The sequence below is a fragment of the Micromonospora saelicesensis genome, assembly GCF_900091575.1.
GTDB lineage: Bacteria > Actinomycetota > Actinomycetes > Mycobacteriales > Micromonosporaceae > Micromonospora > Micromonospora saelicesensis.
Genome location: NZ_FMCR01000002.1, coordinates 398,526 through 418,003, shown reverse-complemented (window position 1 = coordinate 418,003; position 19,478 = coordinate 398,526). Strand labels below are relative to the sequence as shown.

Below are 19,478 nucleotides of genomic sequence, written 5' to 3'. Positions count from 1 at the left end.
GCCGGGTCCACCCCGGTGACGATGTGGCCGGCGTCGGGTCAACCGGTGGCCGGATACGCGTGGGTCTCGGTCGCCTTGACCGCCACCCAGACCTGCTGACCGGGGATCAGCCGCAGCTGCGCGGCGGCGGCCGGCGTGACGTCGGCGGCCACCCCGATCGGCCCGTCCAGTTGCACCCGCACGTTGTCACCGTGGCGCTGGACGCCGGCCACCGTGCCCGCCCAGGTGTTCCGTGGGCTGCCCTCCGGCCGGGCCGGGTGCAGAGCCACCGCGGCCGGGCGAAACGCCACGAACGCTTCGCCGTCCAACCGGTCGGCGACTGTGAGGGTCAGCTCCGGCGACACCCGCACCCCGTGCCCGTCGGCGCGACCCCGGTACAGGTTCAGACCGACCAGCCGGGCGACGTAGTCGGTGCGCGGGCGGGCGGTGACGCTCGGCCCGTCGCCCTCCTGCACCACCCGGCCACCCTCGACGATGACCAGCCGGTCGGCCAACGCCAGCGCGTCCAGCGGGTCGTGGGTGACCAGCACCGTCGCGCCCGCGTGCGCGGACAGGTGCCGGTGCAGCTCCGCACGGGTGTCCAGCCGGGTGCGGGCGTCCAGCGCGGCGAGCGGCTCGTCCAACAGCAGCAGCGACGGCGCCACGGCCAGCGCGCGGGCCAGCGCCACCCGCTGCGCCTGACCGCCGGAGAGCTGCCGCGGCCGGCGCTGCGCCTGCGCGTCAAGCCCCACCCGACCCAGCCACTCCCGGGCCGTGGCGCGGGCGGCCCGCCGCTCGACGCCGTGCCGGCGCGGCCCGAAGGCCACGTTGTCCAATGCGCTGAGGTGCGGAAAGAGCAGGTAGTCCTGGAAGACCACGCCGATCGACCGGTGTTCGGTGGGCACCCAGCCACCGGTCGCCGGGCGGTCCAGGTCGACGTCGTCGAGGGTGACGTGCCCGTCGGTGAGGGGATGCAGCCCGGCCAACGCCCGCAGCGCGGTGGTCTTGCCGGCGCCGTTCGGGCCGAGCAGCGCCACCACCTCGCCCGGCGCGACCCGCAGCGGCACGTCGAGCCGGAAGACGCCCCGGTCGACGACGAGCCGCGCGTCGAGAAGTCGGTCGCTCATGCGGTGGTCATCCAGCGGTCCCGCAACGCCACCAGGATGCCCACCGACACGACGAGCAGCACCAGGCTGAGCACGATCGCCGACTCCAGGTCCGTCTCCAACGCCAGGTAGACGGCGAGCGGCATGGTCTGCGTCCGACCGGGGTAGTTGCCGGCGAAGGTGATGGTGGCACCGAACTCGCCGAGCGCCCGCGCCCAGCAGAGCACCGCCCCGGCGGCCAGACCGGGCGCCACCAGCGGCAGCGTGACGTGGGTGAAGGTGGTCCACCGGCTGGCGCCCAACGTCGCCGCGGCCTCCTCGAAGCGATGGTCGGCGGCGCGTAGCGCACCCTCCACGGCGATCACCAGGAACGGCATGGCGACGAACGCCTCGGCCAGCACCACACCCGTGGTGGTGAAGGGCAGGGTGACGCCGAACGTGCTGTCGAGCCAGCCCCCGAGCAGGCCACGCCGCCCGAAGACCAGCAACAGCGCCACCCCACCGACCACCGGCGGCAGCACCAGCGGCACGGTGACCAGCGCGCGTACCAGCCGACGGCCGGGAAACTCGACCCGGGCCAGCACCCAGGCGAGCGGCACCCCGAGCAACAGACAGAGCGCGGTGGCCAGGGTGGCGGTCTGCACCGACAGCCGCAGGGCGGTCAACGCGCCCGGCTCGGTGAGCCGCTCCGGCAGGGTCGTCCACGGTGCCCGGATCAGCAGCCCCGCCAACGGCAGGACGAGGAACAGCAACCCCAGCCCGGCGGGGATCAGCAGCGCCGCCGGCACCCGACCCCGCCGTCGAGACGTGGCCGGCCGACGGCGGGGTGTGCTGTGGTCGTGGACCTGCCTCACGGAGCCTGGAACCCCGCCTCGGCAAGGACCGCCTGCGCCGGCGCCGAGCGGACGTACGCGACGAAGGCCCGTGCGCCATCCGGATTCGGCGCGTCCTTCAACGCGACTATCGGGTAGTCGTTGACCGCCCGCGCCGACTCGGGAAACTCCACGCCGGTCACGTCGGCGCTCGCCGCCCGCGTGTCCGTGCGGTAGACCAGTGCCGCGTCGACCTCGCCGAGCTTCACCTTGGCGAGCGCGCCCTTGACGTCCTGTTCCAGGGTGACCGGCGTCAGGGCGACGCCGGCCGCGTCCAGGACGGTACGGGCCGCCGCGCCGCAGGGCACCTGGTCGGCGCAGAGCGCCACCTTCACGCCGGGCCTGCTCAGGTCGGCCAGCCCGGTCACCCCTCCCGGGTTGCCCCGGGGCACCGCGATGACCAACTGATTGCGGGCGAAGGTGGTCGGTGCGCCCTCGGCGTTGCCCGCCTTGGTGACCGTGGCCATGTTCGCCGGGGCGGCGGAGGCGAACACGTCCGCCGGCGCACCCTGGTTGATCTGGTTGGCCAGGGCGGAGCTGCCCGCGACGTTGAGGGTCACGGTGCTGCCGGGGTTGGCGGCCTCGAAGTCCTTGCCGATCCGGCGGAACGACTCGGTCAGCGAGGCGGCCGCGAACACCGTCACCGCGCCAGTGATCCGGCCGTCCGCGGCACCGCCAGCGGCCCGGTCGTCGCCCGCGGCGCAGCCCGCGACCGTCAGCGCCATGACCACGGCCATCGCCGTACGCGTCGCCCGCGCGCTCATCCGCCCGACCTTCCCCTGCTCGGGGCGGGTGCGGCCCGCTCCACCACCACCGTGGTCGACTTGATCACCGCGACGGCCATCGACCCGACCCGCAGATCGAGCTCGTCGACCGCCTCCCGGCTCATCAGCGACACGACGCGGAACGGGCCGGCCTGGATGTCGACCTGGGCCATCACCGTGTCCTTACGGACGTCGACGACGATGCCGCGCAGCCGGTTGCGGGCCGAGGAGAACTCGGCGCCCGCGTCCGGGTCGGCGGCCTGGGCGCGGGCGAACGCGGCCAGGTCGACCCCGTCGATCACCCGGTGGCCGTGCTCGTCGCGCCCGGCCGTCAGCCGCCCGGCATCGATCCAGCGGCGAATGGTGTCGCTGCTGACACCGAGCAGGTCGGCCGCCTCACCGATCCGGAACATCGTCACCGGCTCACCCTAGCTGCCGCATCTGCGAGCACGAAAGGCCGGACCGTGCTGTGTCTGCGTACTCCCGTGGGCTTCTGCGGCCGTAGGTGCGCGACCGGATGTTGCGTGGTTCGGTCGGGCGGAGGGGGAGCGGCTCAGGCGACCTGGTTGTCGTACGTCGCGCGGTTGGCGAGCACGTCGTCCATGTGCGTTTCGGCCCAGCCCTTCAGGCCGCGTACCACCTCGTGCAGGGAGACACCGAGGTCGGTCAGCTCGTAGGTGACGGTGACGGGCACGGTCGGCACCACGGTGCGGGTGATCAGACCGTCGCGTTCCAGGGAGCGCAGTGTCTGGGTCAGCATCTTCTGACTGACCCCGGCCAGGAGGCGCGACAGCTCCGAGTACCGCATCGGCCGCGGCTCGCCGGCGCAGTCGGCGCCGAACCGGTGCGAACCGTCGCTGCGTAGCGCGGCCAGAACCAACGTGACCCACTTGTCCGCGATGCGGTCGAGCAGCTTGCGGCTCGGACACTGCGCCAGGAAGGCGTCATATTCCGCCTTGGCCTGAACTCTCTTCCGCGCCGCCGTCGTCGTTGTCATCGGACCGTTCCTCCCGCCGCTGGGGGCGTTACGCACCTTCGGGTGCCTACTTCCCGTAGTGAAGTTACACCCCGATAGTGGAGCAGGAAGATGATGCACCAGCACCGCTCGGTGCGACACGAAAGCCAGAGGTACGAACATGGTCTCCACCTCCCTTCCCGGCGGCACCTGGACGCTGGGAGACCTGCCGGTCACCCGGTTCGGCTACGGCGCCATGCAGCTGGCCGGCCCCTGGGTCATGGGACCGCCGGCCGACCACGGGGGCGCACTCGCCGTCCTTCGCGCGGCCGTCGAGCTTGGCATCACCCACATCGACACCTCCGAGGCCTACGGGCCGCATGTCACCAACCAGCTGATCCGGGAGGCGCTGCACCCGTACCCCGATTCGCTGCACATCGTGACCAAGGTCGGCGCGAACCGCGACCAGCAGGGCGGCTGGCCACCGGCCCGTGACCCGGAAAGCCTGCGCCGGTCCGTGCACGAGAATCTCGAGACCCTCGGTCTCGACGTGCTCGACCTTGTCAACCTCCGGCTCGGCGACGCCGCGGGCCCGCAGCCCGGTTCGGTCGCCGAGGCGTTCGAGACACTCGTCGGCCTTCAGCAGCAGGGCCTGATCCGGCACCTCGGAGTGAGCAACGCGACGCCGGAGCAGGTCGCCGAGGCGCAGGCCATCGCGCCGATCGTGTGCGTGCAGAACATGTACAACCTCGCGCACCGCCAGGACGACGAGCTGATCGACGCGCTCGCCGAGCAGGGCATCGCCTATGTGCCGTTCTTTCCGCTCGGCGGCTTCAGCCCTCTGCAGTCCTCAGTGCTCTCGACCGTGGCCGCTCGGCTGGAGGCGGCACCGATGTCGGTCGCCCTGGCCTGGCTGCTGCAGCGTTCGCCGAACATCCTGCTGATCCCGGGCACCTCGTCCGCGACACACCTGCACGAGAACATCGCGGGCGCCGCCCTTTCCCTCTCCGACGACGACCTCGCCGAGCTGGACAAGATCGGCCGCTAGCGAAGGGTGGACCCGCCGGTGTTTCCGACGGGTCCACCCTGTGCCCTCAGCAGTTGCGCAGCTCCGGCGACTGGTTGAGCAGTTGGCCACGCGTCGACACGAAGCGGCGGTAGCGCTCCCCGTCGACGGCCGACGGGCGGAACGCGGCGACGCGGTGGCAGTTCTGGAACGCCAGGCGTACGCCGAAGTGTCGCTCCAGACCGCCGCGGATCGCGTCGCTCGCCAGCGCGCGGAGCAGCTGACCCCGGTCGGCGTCGGTGGGCGGCGGGACGACGTTGTCGGCCAGGTCGGCGTCGCCGGCCTCCAGCTCGGCGACCACCCGGCTGACGGTGGCCCAGGCGTATGGCAACGAGTCACGGACGCAGGCGATGAACGCCTCGTCGTCGATGGGGCCGCGTTCGGCGGCGTCGAGCAGGGCGGGCGGGACAGTGAGAGACATGGTTCTCCTCCGCATCAGCTAATGATTACCGTTTTCATTAACGGTGTCGACTGAGCAGACCACGTCATCGCGGGGACGTCAACGACCCGCAGGGCGTGCCGCGTGAAAGAACGGCGATCCGAAGGAGGTCAGGGCCGGCGGGGGTGGCCCTTGAGGTGCCGGCCCAGCTCGCGGGCGATCTCGCGGTTGGCGTCGCGCTCGGCGAGCGTCTGCCGCTTGTCGTAGGAGCGCTTGCCCTTGGCCAGGGCCAGCTCGACCTTGGCGTAGCCGTTCTCGAAGTACATCGACAGCGGAACCATGGTCACCCCACCCTCGCGGACCTTGTCCAGGATCCGGTCGATCTCGGCGCGGTGCAGCAGCAGCTTGCGGTTGCGGCGGGGAGCGTGGTTTGTCCAGGTGCCGTAGGTGTACTCGGCGATGTGCAGGCCGTACAACACGATCTCGCCGTCGCGCTCGTGCGCGAACGCGTCCACCAGCGAGGCCCGCCCCTCGCGCAGCGACTTCACCTCGGTGCCGACCAGCACGATGCCCGCCTCGTACGTGCGCAGCACTGTGTACTCGTGCCGGGCCTTCTTGTTCGAGGCGATCAACCGGCGTTCGGGCTGCTTGGAGGGGCTCACCCCGCGACGATATCCGGCCGCTGCCTCAGCCGGTCGTCCGGCGTTCGGCGAGCAGTCGCGCGGTCAGGTCCCGTACCGCGTCCCCGAACGCCTCCTGCGACTCACACGGCCAGTGTCCGAGGATCGGCGGGGGAACGCTGTCGCTGGGCGCCGGCACCACGTCCTGCGGGTCGGTCAACCGCCGGTCCACGGTCGCCGGCGGACCGGTCAGTGCCTCGGCCTCCCCGGGACGGTGGGAGGCGAAGATCCAGCCGCCGATCGGGTCGGTGTCGCGCCACAGGTTGATCCAGCGCCAGCCGATCCGTTCGCCGATCTCCCGCAGCGCCGGCTCGTCGGCGTACGCCGGGAAGAGCCGGGAGTACAGCCGGCCCAGCGGTGACCCGTAGGTCAGCAGGGCGACCCGCTCGGTGATCCGGGTGGGCAGTTGCAGGACCGTGGCGGCGAGCAGCACCGAGCCGTGGCTGTGTCCGGCCAGCAGCACACCCTGCCCCTGTTCCACCAGGTAGGTGATCCGCTTGGCCAACTCCGGCACGGCCCGCTCGGCGTAGCAGGGCGGCGCGAACGGGTGCGCCGCCCGGGGCCAGAAGGTGCCCAGGTCCCAGAGCACCCCCACGTACCGACGGAACTGCGCCGTCCGGTACGCGAAGATGCCACCCACCACCAGGCCGAGCAGGATCGCGGCGATCACGTAGCTACCCGAACCGATCAGGAAGTTGACCATGCCCTCCGGCACGCCGATGTAGCGCTGCGCCACGTCGCCGGGTGGGAGCTGGAGCAGGCCGAGCACGCTGGTGGCCAGGCCGAGCGCCGCCAGGCTGGCGTACACCACGGAGAGCGGTTCCAACCGTTCGGTGAAGCGGGCCCGGGCTACCGCCTGCTCGACCCGCCGCAGCCGGGCCGCCGCCCGCGGCGGCGCGTCCGGGAAGTCGGCGGCCACGATCGCCCGCGCGGCCCGCCGCCGCCCGCGCCGGGTCATCCTGGTGACCAGGCCGGCCACCAGCAGTGCGGTCACCACGGCCAGGAAAAACCCGAAGATCGCCCATTTGTACGCCAGGGGAGGGCTGGTTTCCAGGCCGTCCGCTGTCGTCCCCTCGCGATCGAGCAGGTCCGCCACCCGGTAGACCAGCTCGGCCGAGAATGCCACGGCGAGCCCGGCCGAGATCGTCATGAAGACCGGCGCTCCCAACGCGCGGATGGGTGACCGGCTCTGCCCGCCGCCCCGCCGCCAGATCACCAGCGCGGCGAGCGCGACCACCAGCACCGTCTGGCTGACGAACAGCCAGGCCACGATCGCGCCGTAACCGGGTAGCGCACCGCCTTGCGGCCACGGTGCCGGGCTGATGACGACGTGCACGATCACCAGCATCGTCAGGCCGCAGGCGATGGTGCGTAGCCCGCGGAAGACCCCGTCCACCCGGGGCGACGGGTCGGTGCGGTCGATGCTCGGCACCACGGTGACCAGGACCAGGCAGGCCAGCAGCACCGCCGCGGTGGCCGTCATCAGGGTCACCATCACCCACGAGCGGTGCTGGCTGGCTCGCGCGGCCAGCAGGCTGGCGCTCAGCGTGGCGAACGCCGCCGCGACGTGGACCGAGCGCAGTCGACCCACCAGCGGCTCGCCGTCCCACTGGCCGACGGCGCTCAACTGGTGTTTCGACGTCAGCGTCGAGGGCGTCCGGAACGCGTCGAACGAATGGCCCGGGCGAGCGCCCAACCACCAGACGAGCCCGATGGCGGCGACCGGCACGAGCGCCAGCACACCCAGGCGCAGCCCGGGCGGGCGCCCGCCCAGCCAGGACAGCCAGCTCCGGCCGGCCAGGCACGACGGGGTGTCCATGCAGCGCCAGGCGACCAGGTCCAGCGCCACTCCGACGATGGAGAGCACGTAGAGCACGGTGAGGGTGAGGGCGAGCACCCGGCACAGCGCCATGAAGCCGCGCTGCGAGACGGTGTTCGCCGGACGCATCCAGAGCGCCACGTTGCAGAGCATGAACGGCAGCAGGAAGACCAGCGACAGCGTCCGCACGGCCGTGCCGGACGGCAGGTCACTCCAGCGGTACGCCTCCAGCGTCACCCCGTCCGTTCCGGTGGAGTCGGGATAGCCGGGGCGCGGTCGGTAGAAGCCTCCGCTGCGGTCCCCAGCGACCTGGTGCACGTACGGCCGGTCCAACACCTGGTCCGCGCCCGCGCCGGAGACACCGTGCACCCGCAGCTCCACGATCCCGCCCGACGTCGTCGGTCCGGTCGGTGTCGCGTCCGCCATGGGCCCCCCGAGGTGTGCGCGGCAACCGTGCGGGTCGTCGATGTCCGGCCGCCCGCGCGGCTTTCCGGCTTACCCGTCTGCGGGGCGGTCAACCGTGGGCCGGGCCTCGGCGATGGTGCGGTCGACCCTCGACAGGTGATTTCATGGCGCCATGGCGAACCCGGTGATCCTGACCGTCGACGACGACCCCGTGGTGTCCCGGGCGGTGGCCCGGGACATCCGGCGCCGCTACGGCGACCGCTACCGGGTGTTGCGGGCGTCCTCCGGGCCGGAGGCGCTGGACGCGCTGCGCGAGGTCAAACTGCGCGGCGAACAGGTGGCGTTGCTGCTGGCCGACCACCGGATGCCGGAGATGACCGGTGTCGAGTTCCTGGAAGCGGCCATGGACATCTTCCCGGCGGCCCGCCGGGTGCTGCTCACCGCGTACGCGGACACCGACGCCGCGATCGAGGCGATCAACGTGGTCGACCTGGACCACTACCTGCTCAAGCCCTGGCACCCACCGGAGGAGAAGCTGTACCCGGTGGTCGACGGGCTGCTGGAGGCGTGGGCGGTCACCCCGGACGCGGCCAGCGCGGAGATCCGGGTCGTCGGGCACCGCTGGTCGGCGCCGTCGTTCAAGGTCCGCGACTTCCTGGCCCGCAACCTGGTGCCGTACCGGTGGCTGTTGTCCGACGATCCGGAAGGCGTCCGGTTGCTCGACGCGGCCGGGGCCACCGAGGCGGACGTACCCCTGGTGGTGACGCCGGAGGGCAAGGCGTTGGTCGCCCCGAGCGAGGCCGAGTTGGCCGCGCTGGCCGGGTTGACGGTGGTGCCGGCGTGTGACTTCTACGACCTGGTGGTGATCGGTGGCGGCCCCGCCGGTCTCGGTTCGGCGGTGTACGGCGCGTCGGAGGGGCTGCGCACCGTGCTCGTGGAGCGACGGGCGACCGGCGGTCAGGCCGGGCAGAGCAGCCGGATCGAGAACTACCTGGGCTTCCCGGACGGTGTCTCCGGCGCGCAGTTGACCGATCGGGCCCGGCGGCAGGCGGTCAAATTCGGCGCCGAGCTGCTCAGCGCCCGGGAGGTGGTCGGTCTCAGCGAGGCCGGCGGCGCCCGGCTGCTGCGCTTCGGCGACGGCACCGAGATCGCCGCGCACACAGTGGTGCTGGCCACCGGTGTGTCGTACCGGGTGCTCGACGCCCCGGGGCTGGCCGACTTCACCGGGCGGGGGGTGTTCTACGGCGCCGCCGCCACCGAGGCGCCGAGCTGCGTCGAGCAGGACGTCTACATCGTCGGCGGGGCGAACTCCGCCGGCCAGGCGGCGGTCCACTTCTCCCGGTACGCGTCGAGGGTGCACCTGCTCATCCGTGGTGCGGACCTGACCGCCTCGATGTCGCGTTACCTGATCGACCAGCTGGAACGGATCGACCGGATCACCGTGCACCCGCACACCGCCGTGGTCGGCGGGGCGGGGGAGGACCACCTGGAACGGCTCACCCTGTGCGACACCCGCACCGGTGAGGCCCGCTCGGTCGACACCTCCTGGCTGTTCATCTTCATCGGCGCGGAGCCCCGCACCGACTGGCTGGACGGGGTGCTGGTCCGCGACGACCGTGGTTTCATCGTGACCGGTCCGGATCTGCTCGCCGGGGGGCGGCGGCCGGCCGGCTGGTCGCTGTCGCGCGACCCGTACCACCTGGAGACCAGCGTGCCGGGGGTGTTCGCCGCCGGGGACGTGCGGGCCGAGTCGGTCAAGCGGGTCGCCTCGGCCGTCGGCGAGGGTGCGATGGCGGTGTCGCTGGTGCACCGCTACCTGGAGGCCCAATGAGCCGGTTCTGCGAGCCCAGTCGCGAGCGAAGGAGTCCCTGTGACCACCGAGTCTGACCGGCTGACATCGGCGCAGTTGCGCACTCTGTTTCTGTTCGAGGCGCTCGACGACGGGCAGCTCGACTGGCTGGCCGAGCACGGCCGGGTCGAGCAGCGCGCCGGCGGCACCCTCGTGTACGGCGAGGGTGAGCCTGCGACCTGCTTCTTCGTGCTGGTGCGCGGGGCGGTGGCGTTGAGTCGCCTGGTGCGCGGCGACGACGTCGAGGTCAGCCGGACCGACCAGCGCGGGGTGTACGGCGGGGCCACTCAGGCGTACCTGGGTGACCAGGTCGACCAGATCTACCGCAACAGCCTGCGGGCGGTGACCGACGCGGAGTTCTTCGTGCTGCCGGCGGAGGACTTCGCGTACGCCCTGCGGTCCTGGTTCCCGATGCCCATGCACCTGTTGGAGGGGCTGTTCTTCGGAATGCGGGACAGTCAGGCCATCGTCGGTGAGCGGGAGCGGTTGCTGGCCCTCGGTTCGCTCTCGGCGGGGTTGACCCACGAGCTGAACAATCCGGCCGCGGCGGCGGTGCGGGCCACGTCGGTTCTGCGGGACCGGGTCGCCGGGATGCGGCACAAGCTCGCCATGATCGCCGACGGGCGGCTCGACGGAAGCGCCCTGCACGGCCTGGTCGCGTTGCAGGAGGAGGCGGTCGCCCGGGTGGCCACCGCGCCGAAGCTGACCCCGATGGCCACCGCCGACGCCGAGGACACCCTCACCGACTGGCTGGAGGACCATGGCGTCGGCGGTGCCTGGGACCTGGCGCCGATCCTGGTCGGCGGTGGGCTCGACGCGGCCTGGCTGGCGCGGGTCAAGGCCGCGGTCGGCGCCGCGGACCTGGAGGCGGCGGTGCGTTGGCTCACCTACACCGTCGACACCGAGCTGCTGATGCGCGAGATCGGCGACGCGGTCACCCGGATCTCCGGGCTCGTCGGCGCCGCCAAGCAGTACTCGCAGCTGGACCGCGCGCCGCACCGGGTGGTGGACGTGCACGACCTGCTCGACGCCACGCTGGTGATGTTCAAGGGCAAGATTCCCGCCGAGGTCAAGCTGGTCCGCGAGTACGACAGGGACCTCCCACCGGTCCCGGCGTACGCGGCCGAGCTGAACCAGGTGTGGACCAACCTGATCGACAACGCGTTGGGCGCGATGGGGGAGAAGGGTGTGCTGACCGTCCGCACCGGACGAATCGGCGACCAACTGGCGGTGGAGATCACCGACACCGGGCCGGGCATCCCGCCGGAGGTGCGTCCGCGCATCTTCGAGCCGTTCTTCACCACGAAGCCGGTCGGCGCGGGCACCGGCCTGGGGCTGGACATCTCGTACCGGATCGTGGTGCACAAGCACCACGGCGACATCCGGGTGGAGACCGAGCCGGGACGCACCACCTTCCGGGTCCTGCTGCCGATCACCGAGGACACACCGCACTGAAGTCCGCGCGTCCGCCGCGCCGATCTTGCAGTTTCGGTTGTCGATATGCACGGTGAGCCCCTTGTGCCGGGACAGTAAGTGCAAGATCGCGGGGCGGGGGCGGGGGCGGGGGTGGGGTCAGGCCGGGTGGTCGGGGGTGAGGAAGTCGGCGAGTACCCGGGTGTGGGTGGAGAACGCCAGCTCGACCGGGTCGGTGAGCACCAGCCACTCGGTTGCCTCCTCGGTCGGCGCCGACGGTGGCAGGTCCTCGGCCGCCCGCTCGGGCAGCACTCCGAAGACCATCATCGTGCCGCCCGCCGGTGCGCCGTGCACCGCGAACAGGCGGGCGTCCTCGGCCGCCGCGATCAGGCCGGTCTCCTCGCGCAGCTCACGCACGAGTGCGTCGGACCACTCCTCGCCGTACTCGATGAAGCCGCCGGGCAGCGCGAGCAGGCCGCGGGCCGGTTCGATGTCCCGGCGGACCACCACCACACCCAGGCCCTCGGCCGTGCGGACCGGCAGCACCGCCACCGCCACCGGCAGCGGGTTGCGCCAGACGGTCTCGCCGCAGACCGCGCAGACTCGCGGCCACTCGGCGGCCGACGGGTAGGCGGCGCCGCAGGAGGAGCAGTGCGAGTACGGCGTGCCGGTCATGCCGCAGCACGTTACTCCGATACCCACCCAGGCTGCCGCGCCGCCGCCTCGTCCCGCGCTCAGGTTGCCGGGTCGCCCGTGTAGAAGGCGGTGGTGCGTTCGGCGGCGGCCTTCGCCTCGTCGGCGTCGGTGCCGGCGGCGATGCTCGCTTCGCACCACAGCTGGCTGCTCAGCTCCATGGCCCGTCGTCCCTCGGCGGAGGCGGTCCACTCGGCACCCTGTTCCGGGGTGATCCCGCTGCCGTCGGCGGCCAGGTGCGAGGCGAGGCCGAGCAGCCCGAGGTCCCAGCCGACACCGACCGCGCCCGGCCCGAACTGGGCCCACCGGTCCTGGTCGACGTGCGCGATGTGGTCCAGGTCGAGCCGGGCCCGCTCGTCGCCGACCGGGGTGACCCGCACCTCGATCCAGCTCACCTCGCCGCCCATTTCCCAGGTGGCGGTGAAGCGGTGCGGCGGCTCGCAGCTCTCGACGGTGCCGTGGGCGTTGCCCTGGAGCTGGTACGAGCCGCCCAGCCGCAGGTCACCGGAGATCGGAAGGAACCAGCGCGGGATGCGCTCGGCGCTGGTGCAGGCGTCCCACAGATCCTCGGCCGTCGCCTGGTAGGTCTGGCTGATCGTGGTGACCCGCGCCTCACCGGCTTCCAGGGTGCGGCTGCCGACCTTCCGCTGGACGGCGTTGATCTGCTCGGTGGCGTCGAACATCAGGTGTTCCTCTCGTCGGGTGGGTCGGCGGGCCCGCGCAGCCGACGCTCGCGTCGGCCCCGGGCCAGCTCGGTGGCGAGTGCCGCCAGGGGTGGGGTCCAGAACCGGCGGAAGTGCTCCAGCCAGCCGTCGACCTCGCGCAGTGGGCGTGGGTCGACCGCGTAGAGCCGCCGGGTGCCCTCCGGCCGCACGGTGGCGAAGCCGTTGTCGCGCAACACCTTGAGGTGCTGGGACACGGCAGGCTGGGAGATGCCGAACTCCTCGCGGATGACAGCGCTGACCGCACCGGCGGTCTGCTCGCCACCGGCGAGCAGTTCCAGGATGCGGCGCCGGACCGGATCGCCCAGCACGTCGAAGGCGTGCACGACGACAGTTGTATCACTGACGGCTTATTTAAGCCAAGTCTGATACTCCGATGAGCTTGTCCAGCCGGATCGGCAGTTCCCGGATCCGTACGCCGGTCGCGTGGTGCACCGCGTTGGCGACCGCCGCTGCGGCGCCGACGATGCCGATCTCGCCGAGGCCCTTCACCCCGGCCGGGTTCAGCTCGTCGTCCCGCTCGTCCAGCCAGTACGCCTCGATGGACTCCACGTCCGCGCAGCCGGTGATGTGGTACGTGGCCAGGTCGTGGTTGACCCAGTCGCCGTACCGCTCGTCGAGCACGCCCTCCTCGTGCAGCGCCATCGACAGCCCCATCGTCATGCCGCCGATGAGCTGACTGCGCGCCGTCGTCGGGTTCACCACCCGCCCCGCCGCGAAAACCCCGAGCATCCGGTTCAGCCGTACCTCGCCGGTGTCCGCGTCGACACGCACCTCGACGAAGTGTGCCCCGTACGCGTACCGGGGCAGCGCGGGCTGCCCGCCCACCTCCTCGGTGGTGTCCGCCTCGGCCGTCACCTCGCCGGTCGGCGGCCCGCCGTCGCGCAGCTTCTCGCGCAGCGCCTGCGCGGCGCGTATCACCGCCCAGCTCCAACTGGCGGTGCCCATCGAGCCCCCGGCCACCGGCGCGGTCGGCAGGGTGGTGTCGCCGATGTGGATCTCCACCCGCTCCGGCGGCACCCCGAGCGCGTCGGCGGCCACCTGCCAGATCGCCGTCCGGGCGCCGGTGCCGATGTCGGTGGCGTTGATCTGGACGAGGAAGCTCCCGTCGGGGCGGGCGGTGGCCCTGGCCGACGACGGCCTGGCGCGGGCCGGGTAGCTCGACCCGGCCACCCCCGTGCCGACCAGCCAGCGTCCGTCGCGCCGGGCGCGAGGCGTCGGGTCCCGGTCCGCCCAGCCGAACCGCTGCGCGCCCTCACGCAGGCAGGTGACCAGGTTGCGGCTGGTGAACGGCTGCCCCTGGTCGGGGTCGACCTCCGTGTCGTTGCGGATGCGCAGCTCCACCGGGTCCATGCCGACGGCGATGGCCAGCTCGTCCACCGCGGACTCCAGGGCGTACGCGCCGGGGCACTCGCCGGGGGCGCGCATCCAGAACGGCGTGGGCACGTCGAGGCGGACCAGCCGGTGCGTGGTGCGGCGGTGGGGTGCGGCGTACATGCTGCGGGTGTAGACCGCGGTCTGCTCGGCGAACTCGTGGATGGTCGAGGTCTGGCTGATCGCGTCGTGGCAGATGGCGGTGAGTCGCCCGTCGGCGTCCGAGGCGAGGCGGACCCGCTGGATGGTGGGGGTGCGGTAGCCGATCGGCCCGAACAGTTGCTGGCGGGTGAGCGCCAGTTTGACCGGGCGGTCCACGTGCCGGGCGGCGAGGGCGGTCAGCACCACTGCGGCCTTGGCGTAACCCTTGCTGCCGAAACCGCCACCGACGTGCTCGGTCACGACCCGCACCGACTCCGGGGACACCTCGAACAGTTCTGCGAGGGTGGCCCGCACCGACGACGCGCCCTGGTTGGAGTCGTGCACCAGCAGCCGTCCGTCGTGCCACTGCGCCGTTGTGGCGTGCGGCTCCATCGGGTTGTTGTGGTACGCCGGCGTCCGGTAGGTGACGTCCACCCGCACCGGGGCGGCCGCGTACCCGGCGTCGAAGTCGCCCTCGGCGGTGTCCGTCGGATAGCTGGGGTTGACCTGGTCCGGCTTGTACAGGCCGGGGTGGTCGTCGGTGAGCACTGTGCTGTGCGGGCCGGTGTCGTAGTCGATGCGGACCAGTCGGGCACCCTCGCGGGCCGCCTCCAGGCTGGTGGCCACCACCACGGCGACGTACTGCCCCCGGTAGTGCACGGTCGGCTCCTGCAACAGCCGCAGCTCCGGCTGCGGGCCGGGCGCCATCCGGGGCGCGTTGCCGTGGTGCACCACGGCCAGCACACCGGGCGACGCCAGCGCCTCCGTCGTGTCGATCCGGGTGATCCGGCCCCGCACCACCGCCGACGGGACCGCCCAGCCGTAGGTGATCCCGTCCACCGGGTACTCCACCGCGTACCGGGCCGTGCCGGTGACCTTCGCCGGGCCCTCCAGCCGGGGGTACGCCCGCCCGACCGCCCCGGTGCTCACGACGACGCCAGTTCGGTGAGCGCCCGCACGGTGATGGCCCGGGTCAGTGGCAGCTTGAAGCCGTTGTGCCGCAACGGGCGCGCCTCGGCCAGCTCCGCGTCGGCGGCCCGCGCTGCCAACTCGCGGCTGAACGGACGACCGCGCAGCTCCTCCTCGGCCCGGTACGCCCGCCACGGCCGGTGCGCCACCGCCCCGTACGCCAGCCGCACGTCGCGAACCACGTCCCCGTCGAGGTCCAGCACCGCGGCCACCGAGCCGACGGCGAAGGCGAACGAGGCCCGGTCGCGCACCTTGAGGTACGTCGAGCGGCGCGCGGCCGGTAGGGGTGGCAGCCGCACGGCGGTGATCAGCGCGCCCCGGGCCAGGGTGGTCTCCCGTTCCGGGTGGGTGCCCGGGGAGCGGTAGACGTCGGCGATCGGGATGTCGCGGGGGCCGTCGGCCTCGTGCACCTCCACCACAGTGTCGAGGGCGGCCAGCGCGACGGCCAGGTCGGACGGGTGGGTGGCCACGCACTGCTCGGACCAATCCAGCACCGCCAGATCGCGGTTCTGGCCGTGCAGCGCGGCGCAACCGCTGCCCGGCTCTCGTTTGTTGCACGCCTTACCGGTGTCCTGGAAGTAGACGCAGCGGGTGCGCTGCAACAGGTTGCCGCCGGTGGTGGCCATGTTGCGCAGCTGTCCGGAGGCGGCGGCGAGCAGGGCGCGGGCCAACACCGGGTAGTCGCGGCGTACCACCGGGTGGGCCGCGAGGTCGCTGTTGCGGACTGTCGCGCCGATCCGCAGCCCACCGTCGGGCAGCCCCTCGACGGTGTCGAGTGGGAGCCGGGTCACGTCCACCAGCACGTCGGGGCGTTGCACCCCGAGCTTCATGAGGTCCACCAGGTTGGTTCCGCCGCCCAGGTAGGCGGCCTGTGGTTCGGCCGCCAGCACGGCGACCGCCTCGGCTACGTCGGCGGGTCGGTGGTAGCGGAACGCCCTCACGAGGACGCCGCCGTCTCGCGCACGGCCGCGACGATGTGCGGGTACGCGGCGCAGCGGCACAGGTTGCCGGCCATCCGCTCGCGGATCTCCGCGTCGATCAGCTCGGCGGGCGTGTTCAGGTCGTCGGTGACAGCGCTGGGCCAACCTCGGGAGACCTCGTCGAGCATGCCGCGGGCGGAGCAGAGCTGCCCGGGGGTGCAGTAGCCGCACTGGAACGCGTCGTGCGCGATGAAAGCGGCCTGCAACGGGGACAGCTCGTCCGGACCCGCCAGTCCTTCGACTGTCACCACCGACCGGCCGTCCACGGTGACCGCGAAGACCAGGCAGCTCTTCACCCGGCGGCCGTCGAGCAGCACCGTGCAGGAGCCGCACTGGCCGTGGTCGCAGCCCTTCTTCGCCCCGGTCAGGTCGAGGTGCTCGCGCAGCGTGTCGAGCAGGGTGGTGCGGTTGTCCAGGGTCACCTCACGGGACGCGCCGTTGACCTCGACCGTCACCCGGGACGAGTGGCGCTCGTCGATCGTCGTCGCGTTCTCCGGTCCGCCCTGCACCGGCCCAGACTAGCTTTGTCGGTATATCTCAGGGCGAATAACGCAAAGCCCTTCGTACGGGAGGTGACGACGGTGACCGCCGGACTGCTGCTCGCCGCCGGCGCCGGACGGCGCTACGGCCGACCGAAGGCGCTGGTCGAGCTGGACGGCGAGCCGCTGGTGCGGCGCGCGATCCGGCTGCTCGGCGACGGCGGCTGCGCACCCGTGCACGTGGTGCTCGGCGCGGGCGCCGACGAGATGCCCGACCTGCTCGGCGCGGTGCCGATCCGGCACGACCGCTGGTCCGACGGGCTGGGCTCGTCGCTGCTGCGGGGCCTGGCCTCGCTGCCGGCCGACGTGCCGGCCGCAGTCGTGGTCCTCGTCGACCAGCCGCTGCTGAGCCCGGTCGCGGTGCGCCGGGTGCGCACGGCGTACGCCGACGGCGCTGTCGTCGCGGTCGCCACCTACGCCGGCCGGCCCGGGCACCCGATCCTGCTGACTCGACGAACCTGGCCGCTGCTGAGCGGGTACGCCCTCGGCGACCGGGGCGCTCGCGACCTGCTGCGCGACCGGTCGGACCTGGTGGTCGAGGTGCCCTGTGACGACGTCGGCTCCCCGGTCGACGTGGACACCCCGGCCGACCTGCTCCGACTCCGCCCGCTCACCGGCGGGTCAGCCAGCGGGGCAGCCCCTCGCTGGTGACCGCGTGATAGGTGATCATGACGATGACGCCGATCAGGCCCAGCAGTGGGCTGACGAACCAGCCGAGCAGCCCGCTGAGCCCGTACAGGATCAGGCCGGTGACGGGTCGCAGCCGCTGCGTACGCACGTACTCGGGGCTGACCCGGCGCTCCAGCAGCGCCGGGTGGCGGTGCAGGTAGCCGAAGAACACCAGCCAGGGTGCCGACATCAGGGCCGCGGCCAGCGCGTACAGGGCGACGGCCGCGCGTTGGTCGTCGGTGTCGCCGTGGGTGAACGCGGACGCCAGCACCGCGGTGGGGAAGGGGATGATCACCGCGCCGAAGAGCACACCGAGGTTGATCCAGCTCAGCGTGAGCGTGGTGCCGCGGATCAGCCGCAGCAGCGCGTGGTGGTTGAGCCAGAGCACCCCGATGTAGACGAAGGACACCACGAAGGCCAGGTAGGAAGCGCCCTCGCCGAGCAGGCCGGTGAGCAGCTCGCCCTCGTGGTATTCGGGCACCCGCAACTCGATGACCAGCAGCGTGATGACGATGGCGAAGACGCCGTCGCTGAAGGCCGTCATCCGGTCGGTGGCGGTCACCCGCCCTCTGGGGTCGGGCTGCTCGACCTCGTCGGGTGCTGCGGACATTGCCGCAGGCTAGCCACTCGGCAACGCGGTCGGTGGCGGTTTCGTCCGATCGGGACGGGAACGGCCGCCCGGGGTCGAAACCCCGGGCGGCCGCTCGCACCGCCCCCGTTCAGGCCACCGGCGTCGCCGAGCCGGTGGTGCGGGCGAGCCGCTGGTGGGCGCGAATCAACTCGGCGTAGCGCAGACCGCTCGCCTTCACCGTCCGGCGCTGGGTGGCGTAGTCGACGTGCACCAGCCCGAAGCGCTTGTCGTAGCCGTACGCCCACTCGAAGTTGTCCAGCAGCGACCAGACGAAGTAGCCGTCCAGCGGAACCCCTCGGGCCACCGCCGACGCGCACGCGGCCAGATGCTGCTCCAGGTGGTCGGTGCGTTCCTTGTCCTCCACCGTGCCGTCCGGGGTGACCTCGTCCGGCCACGCCGAGCCACTCTCGGTGACGATGATCCGGCCCGGCCGGTACTCCTCGTGCACGTCGACGAGCAGCCGCTCCAGGCCCGCCGGGTACATCTCCCAGCCCATCGCGGTCTCCACCGAGCCGGGTACCGGCACCTGCCGGGCGTACGGGGCCGGACCGGTGGGGTCGTCGACCACCAGCTGCCGGAAGTAGTAGTTCACCCCGAGGAAGTCCGTCGGCGTGGCGATGACCGCCAGGTCACCGTCGCGTACCGGCGGCTCGACTCCGTAGGTGGCGATCATGTCGGCCGGGTAGCCACGCCCGTGGATCGGGTCCAGCCACCACCTGTTGACGTGCCCGTCGGCCCGGCGGGCCGCCGCGACGTCCTCGGGTCGGTCGGTCGCCGCCTCGATCGGGCTGAGGTTGACCACCAGACCCACCGAGGCCGGCCGGGCGGCGTTGGCGCGGATCGCCTGGGTGGCCAGGCCGTGCCCGAGCAGCACGTGGTGCGAGGCGTGCACCGCCCGGGTGAGGTCCCGCTCGCCGGGGGCCATGTTGCCCTCCAGGTGCCCGATCCAGCACACACAGAGCGGCTCGTTGACAGTGCACCAGTCGGCGACCCGGTCACCGAGGCGGGCGGCGACCACCGCCGCGTAGTCGGCGAACGCCTCGGCCGTGGCGCGCTCCGGCCAACCACCCCGGTCCTGGAGGACCTGCGGCAGGTCCCAGTGGTAGAGCGTGACGAACGGCCGGATCCCGTCGGTGAGCAGCGTGTCGACGAGCCGGTCGTAGAAGTCCAGCCCGGCGGTGTTCACCCGCCCGACGCCGTCGGGCATCACCCGGGGCCAGGCCACCGAGAAACGGTACGCGTCCACGCCGAGTCGGCGCAGCAGCGCCAGGTCCTCCGGCCACCGGTGGTAGTGGTCGCAGGCCACCGCGCCGGTGTCGCCGTTGTCGACAGTGCCGGGGGTCGCCGAGAAGGTGTCCCAGATGGACGGCGCCCGGCCGTCGACGTCGACGGCCCCCTCGATCTGGTACGCCGCCGTGGCGACACCCCAGAGGAAGTCGGGTGGCAGCTTGGACAGGTCGGGCACGGGTCGGT

The 19,478-nt window shown here is 72.3% G+C and carries 20 protein-coding genes; 4 read left to right on the top strand and 16 right to left on the bottom strand.

The annotated features are described in order from the left end of the window. Positions 1-38 precede the first annotated feature (38 nt). From GA0070561_RS09870 to GA0070561_RS09850, 5 genes are all read right to left on the bottom strand, one after another. A complete protein-coding gene (locus tag GA0070561_RS09870; protein ID WP_091398656.1) occupies positions 39-1,106 on the bottom strand; it encodes an ABC transporter ATP-binding protein in 1,068 nt (355 codons plus the stop codon). Continuing rightward, on the bottom strand, positions 1,103-1,939 hold the full coding sequence (gene modB / locus GA0070561_RS09865; RefSeq protein ID WP_091398653.1) for a molybdate ABC transporter permease subunit: 837 nt from the start codon (positions 1,937-1,939) through the stop codon (positions 1,103-1,105). Before modB ends, GA0070561_RS09870 begins: the two co-directional genes overlap by 4 nt. Continuing rightward, positions 1,936-2,721: a molybdate ABC transporter substrate-binding protein gene (modA, locus tag GA0070561_RS09860; RefSeq protein ID WP_244166137.1), complete on the bottom strand. Its 786-nt coding sequence runs from the start codon at positions 2,719-2,721 to the stop codon at positions 1,936-1,938. Before modA ends, modB begins: the two co-directional genes overlap by 4 nt. Continuing rightward, on the bottom strand, positions 2,718-3,140 hold the full coding sequence (locus GA0070561_RS09855; protein WP_091398650.1) for a TOBE domain-containing protein: 423 nt from the start codon (positions 3,138-3,140) through the stop codon (positions 2,718-2,720). The genes modA and GA0070561_RS09855 overlap by 4 nt, the downstream gene beginning before the upstream one ends. A 134-nt stretch (positions 3,141-3,274) precedes the next feature. Continuing rightward, entirely contained in the window at positions 3,275-3,718 is a 444-nt protein-coding gene (locus tag GA0070561_RS09850; RefSeq protein ID WP_091398648.1) for a winged helix-turn-helix transcriptional regulator, read from the bottom strand. A gap of 139 nt (positions 3,719-3,857) precedes the next feature. Between GA0070561_RS09850 and GA0070561_RS09845 the strand changes: the two genes are divergently transcribed. Next, entirely contained in the window at positions 3,858-4,724 is an 867-nt protein-coding gene (locus GA0070561_RS09845) for an aldo/keto reductase family oxidoreductase (RefSeq protein WP_091398646.1), read from the top strand. A 46-nt stretch (positions 4,725-4,770) separates the two neighbouring features. Here the strand turns inward: GA0070561_RS09845 and GA0070561_RS09840 are convergent, their stop codons facing one another. The 3 genes from GA0070561_RS09840 to GA0070561_RS09830 all read right to left on the bottom strand — a co-directional run bounded on the left by GA0070561_RS09840 (position 4,771) and on the right by GA0070561_RS09830 (position 8,046). Then, positions 4,771-5,163, bottom strand: coding sequence for an SCO5389 family protein (locus tag GA0070561_RS09840; RefSeq protein ID WP_091398644.1), 393 nt, complete (start codon positions 5,161-5,163; stop codon positions 4,771-4,773). Between the two features lie 128 nt (positions 5,164-5,291). Further along, entirely contained in the window at positions 5,292-5,783 is a 492-nt protein-coding gene (gene smpB / locus GA0070561_RS09835; RefSeq protein ID WP_088948483.1) for an SsrA-binding protein SmpB, read from the bottom strand. Positions 5,784-5,808: 25 nt separating this feature from the next. Further along, a complete protein-coding gene (locus GA0070561_RS09830) occupies positions 5,809-8,046 on the bottom strand; it encodes a hypothetical protein (protein WP_091398642.1) in 2,238 nt (745 codons plus the stop codon). A gap of 151 nt (positions 8,047-8,197) precedes the next feature. Between GA0070561_RS09830 and GA0070561_RS09825 the strand changes: the two genes are divergently transcribed. Both GA0070561_RS09825 and GA0070561_RS09820 read left to right on the top strand, forming a co-directional pair. After that, positions 8,198-9,856, top strand: a complete 1,659-nt coding sequence (locus GA0070561_RS09825; RefSeq protein WP_091398639.1) for an NAD(P)/FAD-dependent oxidoreductase — start codon at positions 8,198-8,200, stop codon at positions 9,854-9,856. Positions 9,857-9,895: 39 nt separating this feature from the next. After that, positions 9,896-11,329, top strand: coding sequence for an ATP-binding protein (locus GA0070561_RS09820; RefSeq protein WP_091398637.1), 1,434 nt, complete (start codon positions 9,896-9,898; stop codon positions 11,327-11,329). 117 nt (positions 11,330-11,446) lie between these two features. Here the strand turns inward: GA0070561_RS09820 and GA0070561_RS09815 are convergent, their stop codons facing one another. The 6 genes from GA0070561_RS09815 to GA0070561_RS09790 are packed head-to-tail and all read right to left on the bottom strand — an operon-like array spanning position 11,447 to position 16,621. Continuing rightward, positions 11,447-11,962, bottom strand: coding sequence for an NUDIX domain-containing protein (locus GA0070561_RS09815; RefSeq protein WP_091398635.1), 516 nt, complete (start codon positions 11,960-11,962; stop codon positions 11,447-11,449). A gap of 59 nt (positions 11,963-12,021) precedes the next feature. Further along, positions 12,022-12,663 carry an SRPBCC family protein gene (locus GA0070561_RS09810; protein WP_091398632.1) on the bottom strand — a complete coding sequence of 214 codons (642 nt, stop codon included), beginning with the start codon at positions 12,661-12,663 and terminating at the stop codon, positions 12,022-12,024. Then, positions 12,663-13,028, bottom strand: a complete 366-nt coding sequence (locus GA0070561_RS09805) for an ArsR/SmtB family transcription factor (protein WP_091398629.1) — start codon at positions 13,026-13,028, stop codon at positions 12,663-12,665. The genes GA0070561_RS09810 and GA0070561_RS09805 overlap by 1 nt, the downstream gene beginning before the upstream one ends. A gap of 28 nt (positions 13,029-13,056) precedes the next feature. Further along, a complete protein-coding gene (locus tag GA0070561_RS09800; protein WP_091398627.1) occupies positions 13,057-15,147 on the bottom strand; it encodes a xanthine dehydrogenase family protein molybdopterin-binding subunit in 2,091 nt (696 codons plus the stop codon). Further along, complete coding sequence (locus tag GA0070561_RS09795) at positions 15,144-16,127, bottom strand: FAD binding domain-containing protein (protein ID WP_091398624.1); 984 nt, start codon at positions 16,125-16,127, stop codon at positions 15,144-15,146. Before GA0070561_RS09795 ends, GA0070561_RS09800 begins: the two co-directional genes overlap by 4 nt. Further along, positions 16,124-16,621, bottom strand: a complete 498-nt coding sequence (locus tag GA0070561_RS09790) for a 2Fe-2S iron-sulfur cluster-binding protein (RefSeq protein ID WP_208603756.1) — start codon at positions 16,619-16,621, stop codon at positions 16,124-16,126. Before GA0070561_RS09790 ends, GA0070561_RS09795 begins: the two co-directional genes overlap by 4 nt. Before the next feature lie 126 nt (positions 16,622-16,747). On the opposite strand from GA0070561_RS09790, the gene GA0070561_RS09785 reads away from it, so the two are divergent. Next, positions 16,748-17,356 carry a nucleotidyltransferase family protein gene (locus tag GA0070561_RS09785; protein WP_244166136.1) on the top strand — a complete coding sequence of 203 codons (609 nt, stop codon included), beginning with the start codon at positions 16,748-16,750 and terminating at the stop codon, positions 17,354-17,356. Here GA0070561_RS09785 and GA0070561_RS09780 read toward each other — a convergent pair. Then, positions 17,316-17,984, bottom strand: a complete 669-nt coding sequence (locus GA0070561_RS09780; protein ID WP_091398616.1) for a TMEM175 family protein — start codon at positions 17,982-17,984, stop codon at positions 17,316-17,318. The genes GA0070561_RS09785 and GA0070561_RS09780 overlap by 41 nt on opposite strands. Positions 17,985-18,093: 109 nt before the next feature. Continuing rightward, positions 18,094-19,470: a GH1 family beta-glucosidase gene (locus GA0070561_RS09775; protein WP_091398613.1), complete on the bottom strand. Its 1,377-nt coding sequence runs from the start codon at positions 19,468-19,470 to the stop codon at positions 18,094-18,096. Positions 19,471-19,478 lie beyond the last annotated feature (8 nt).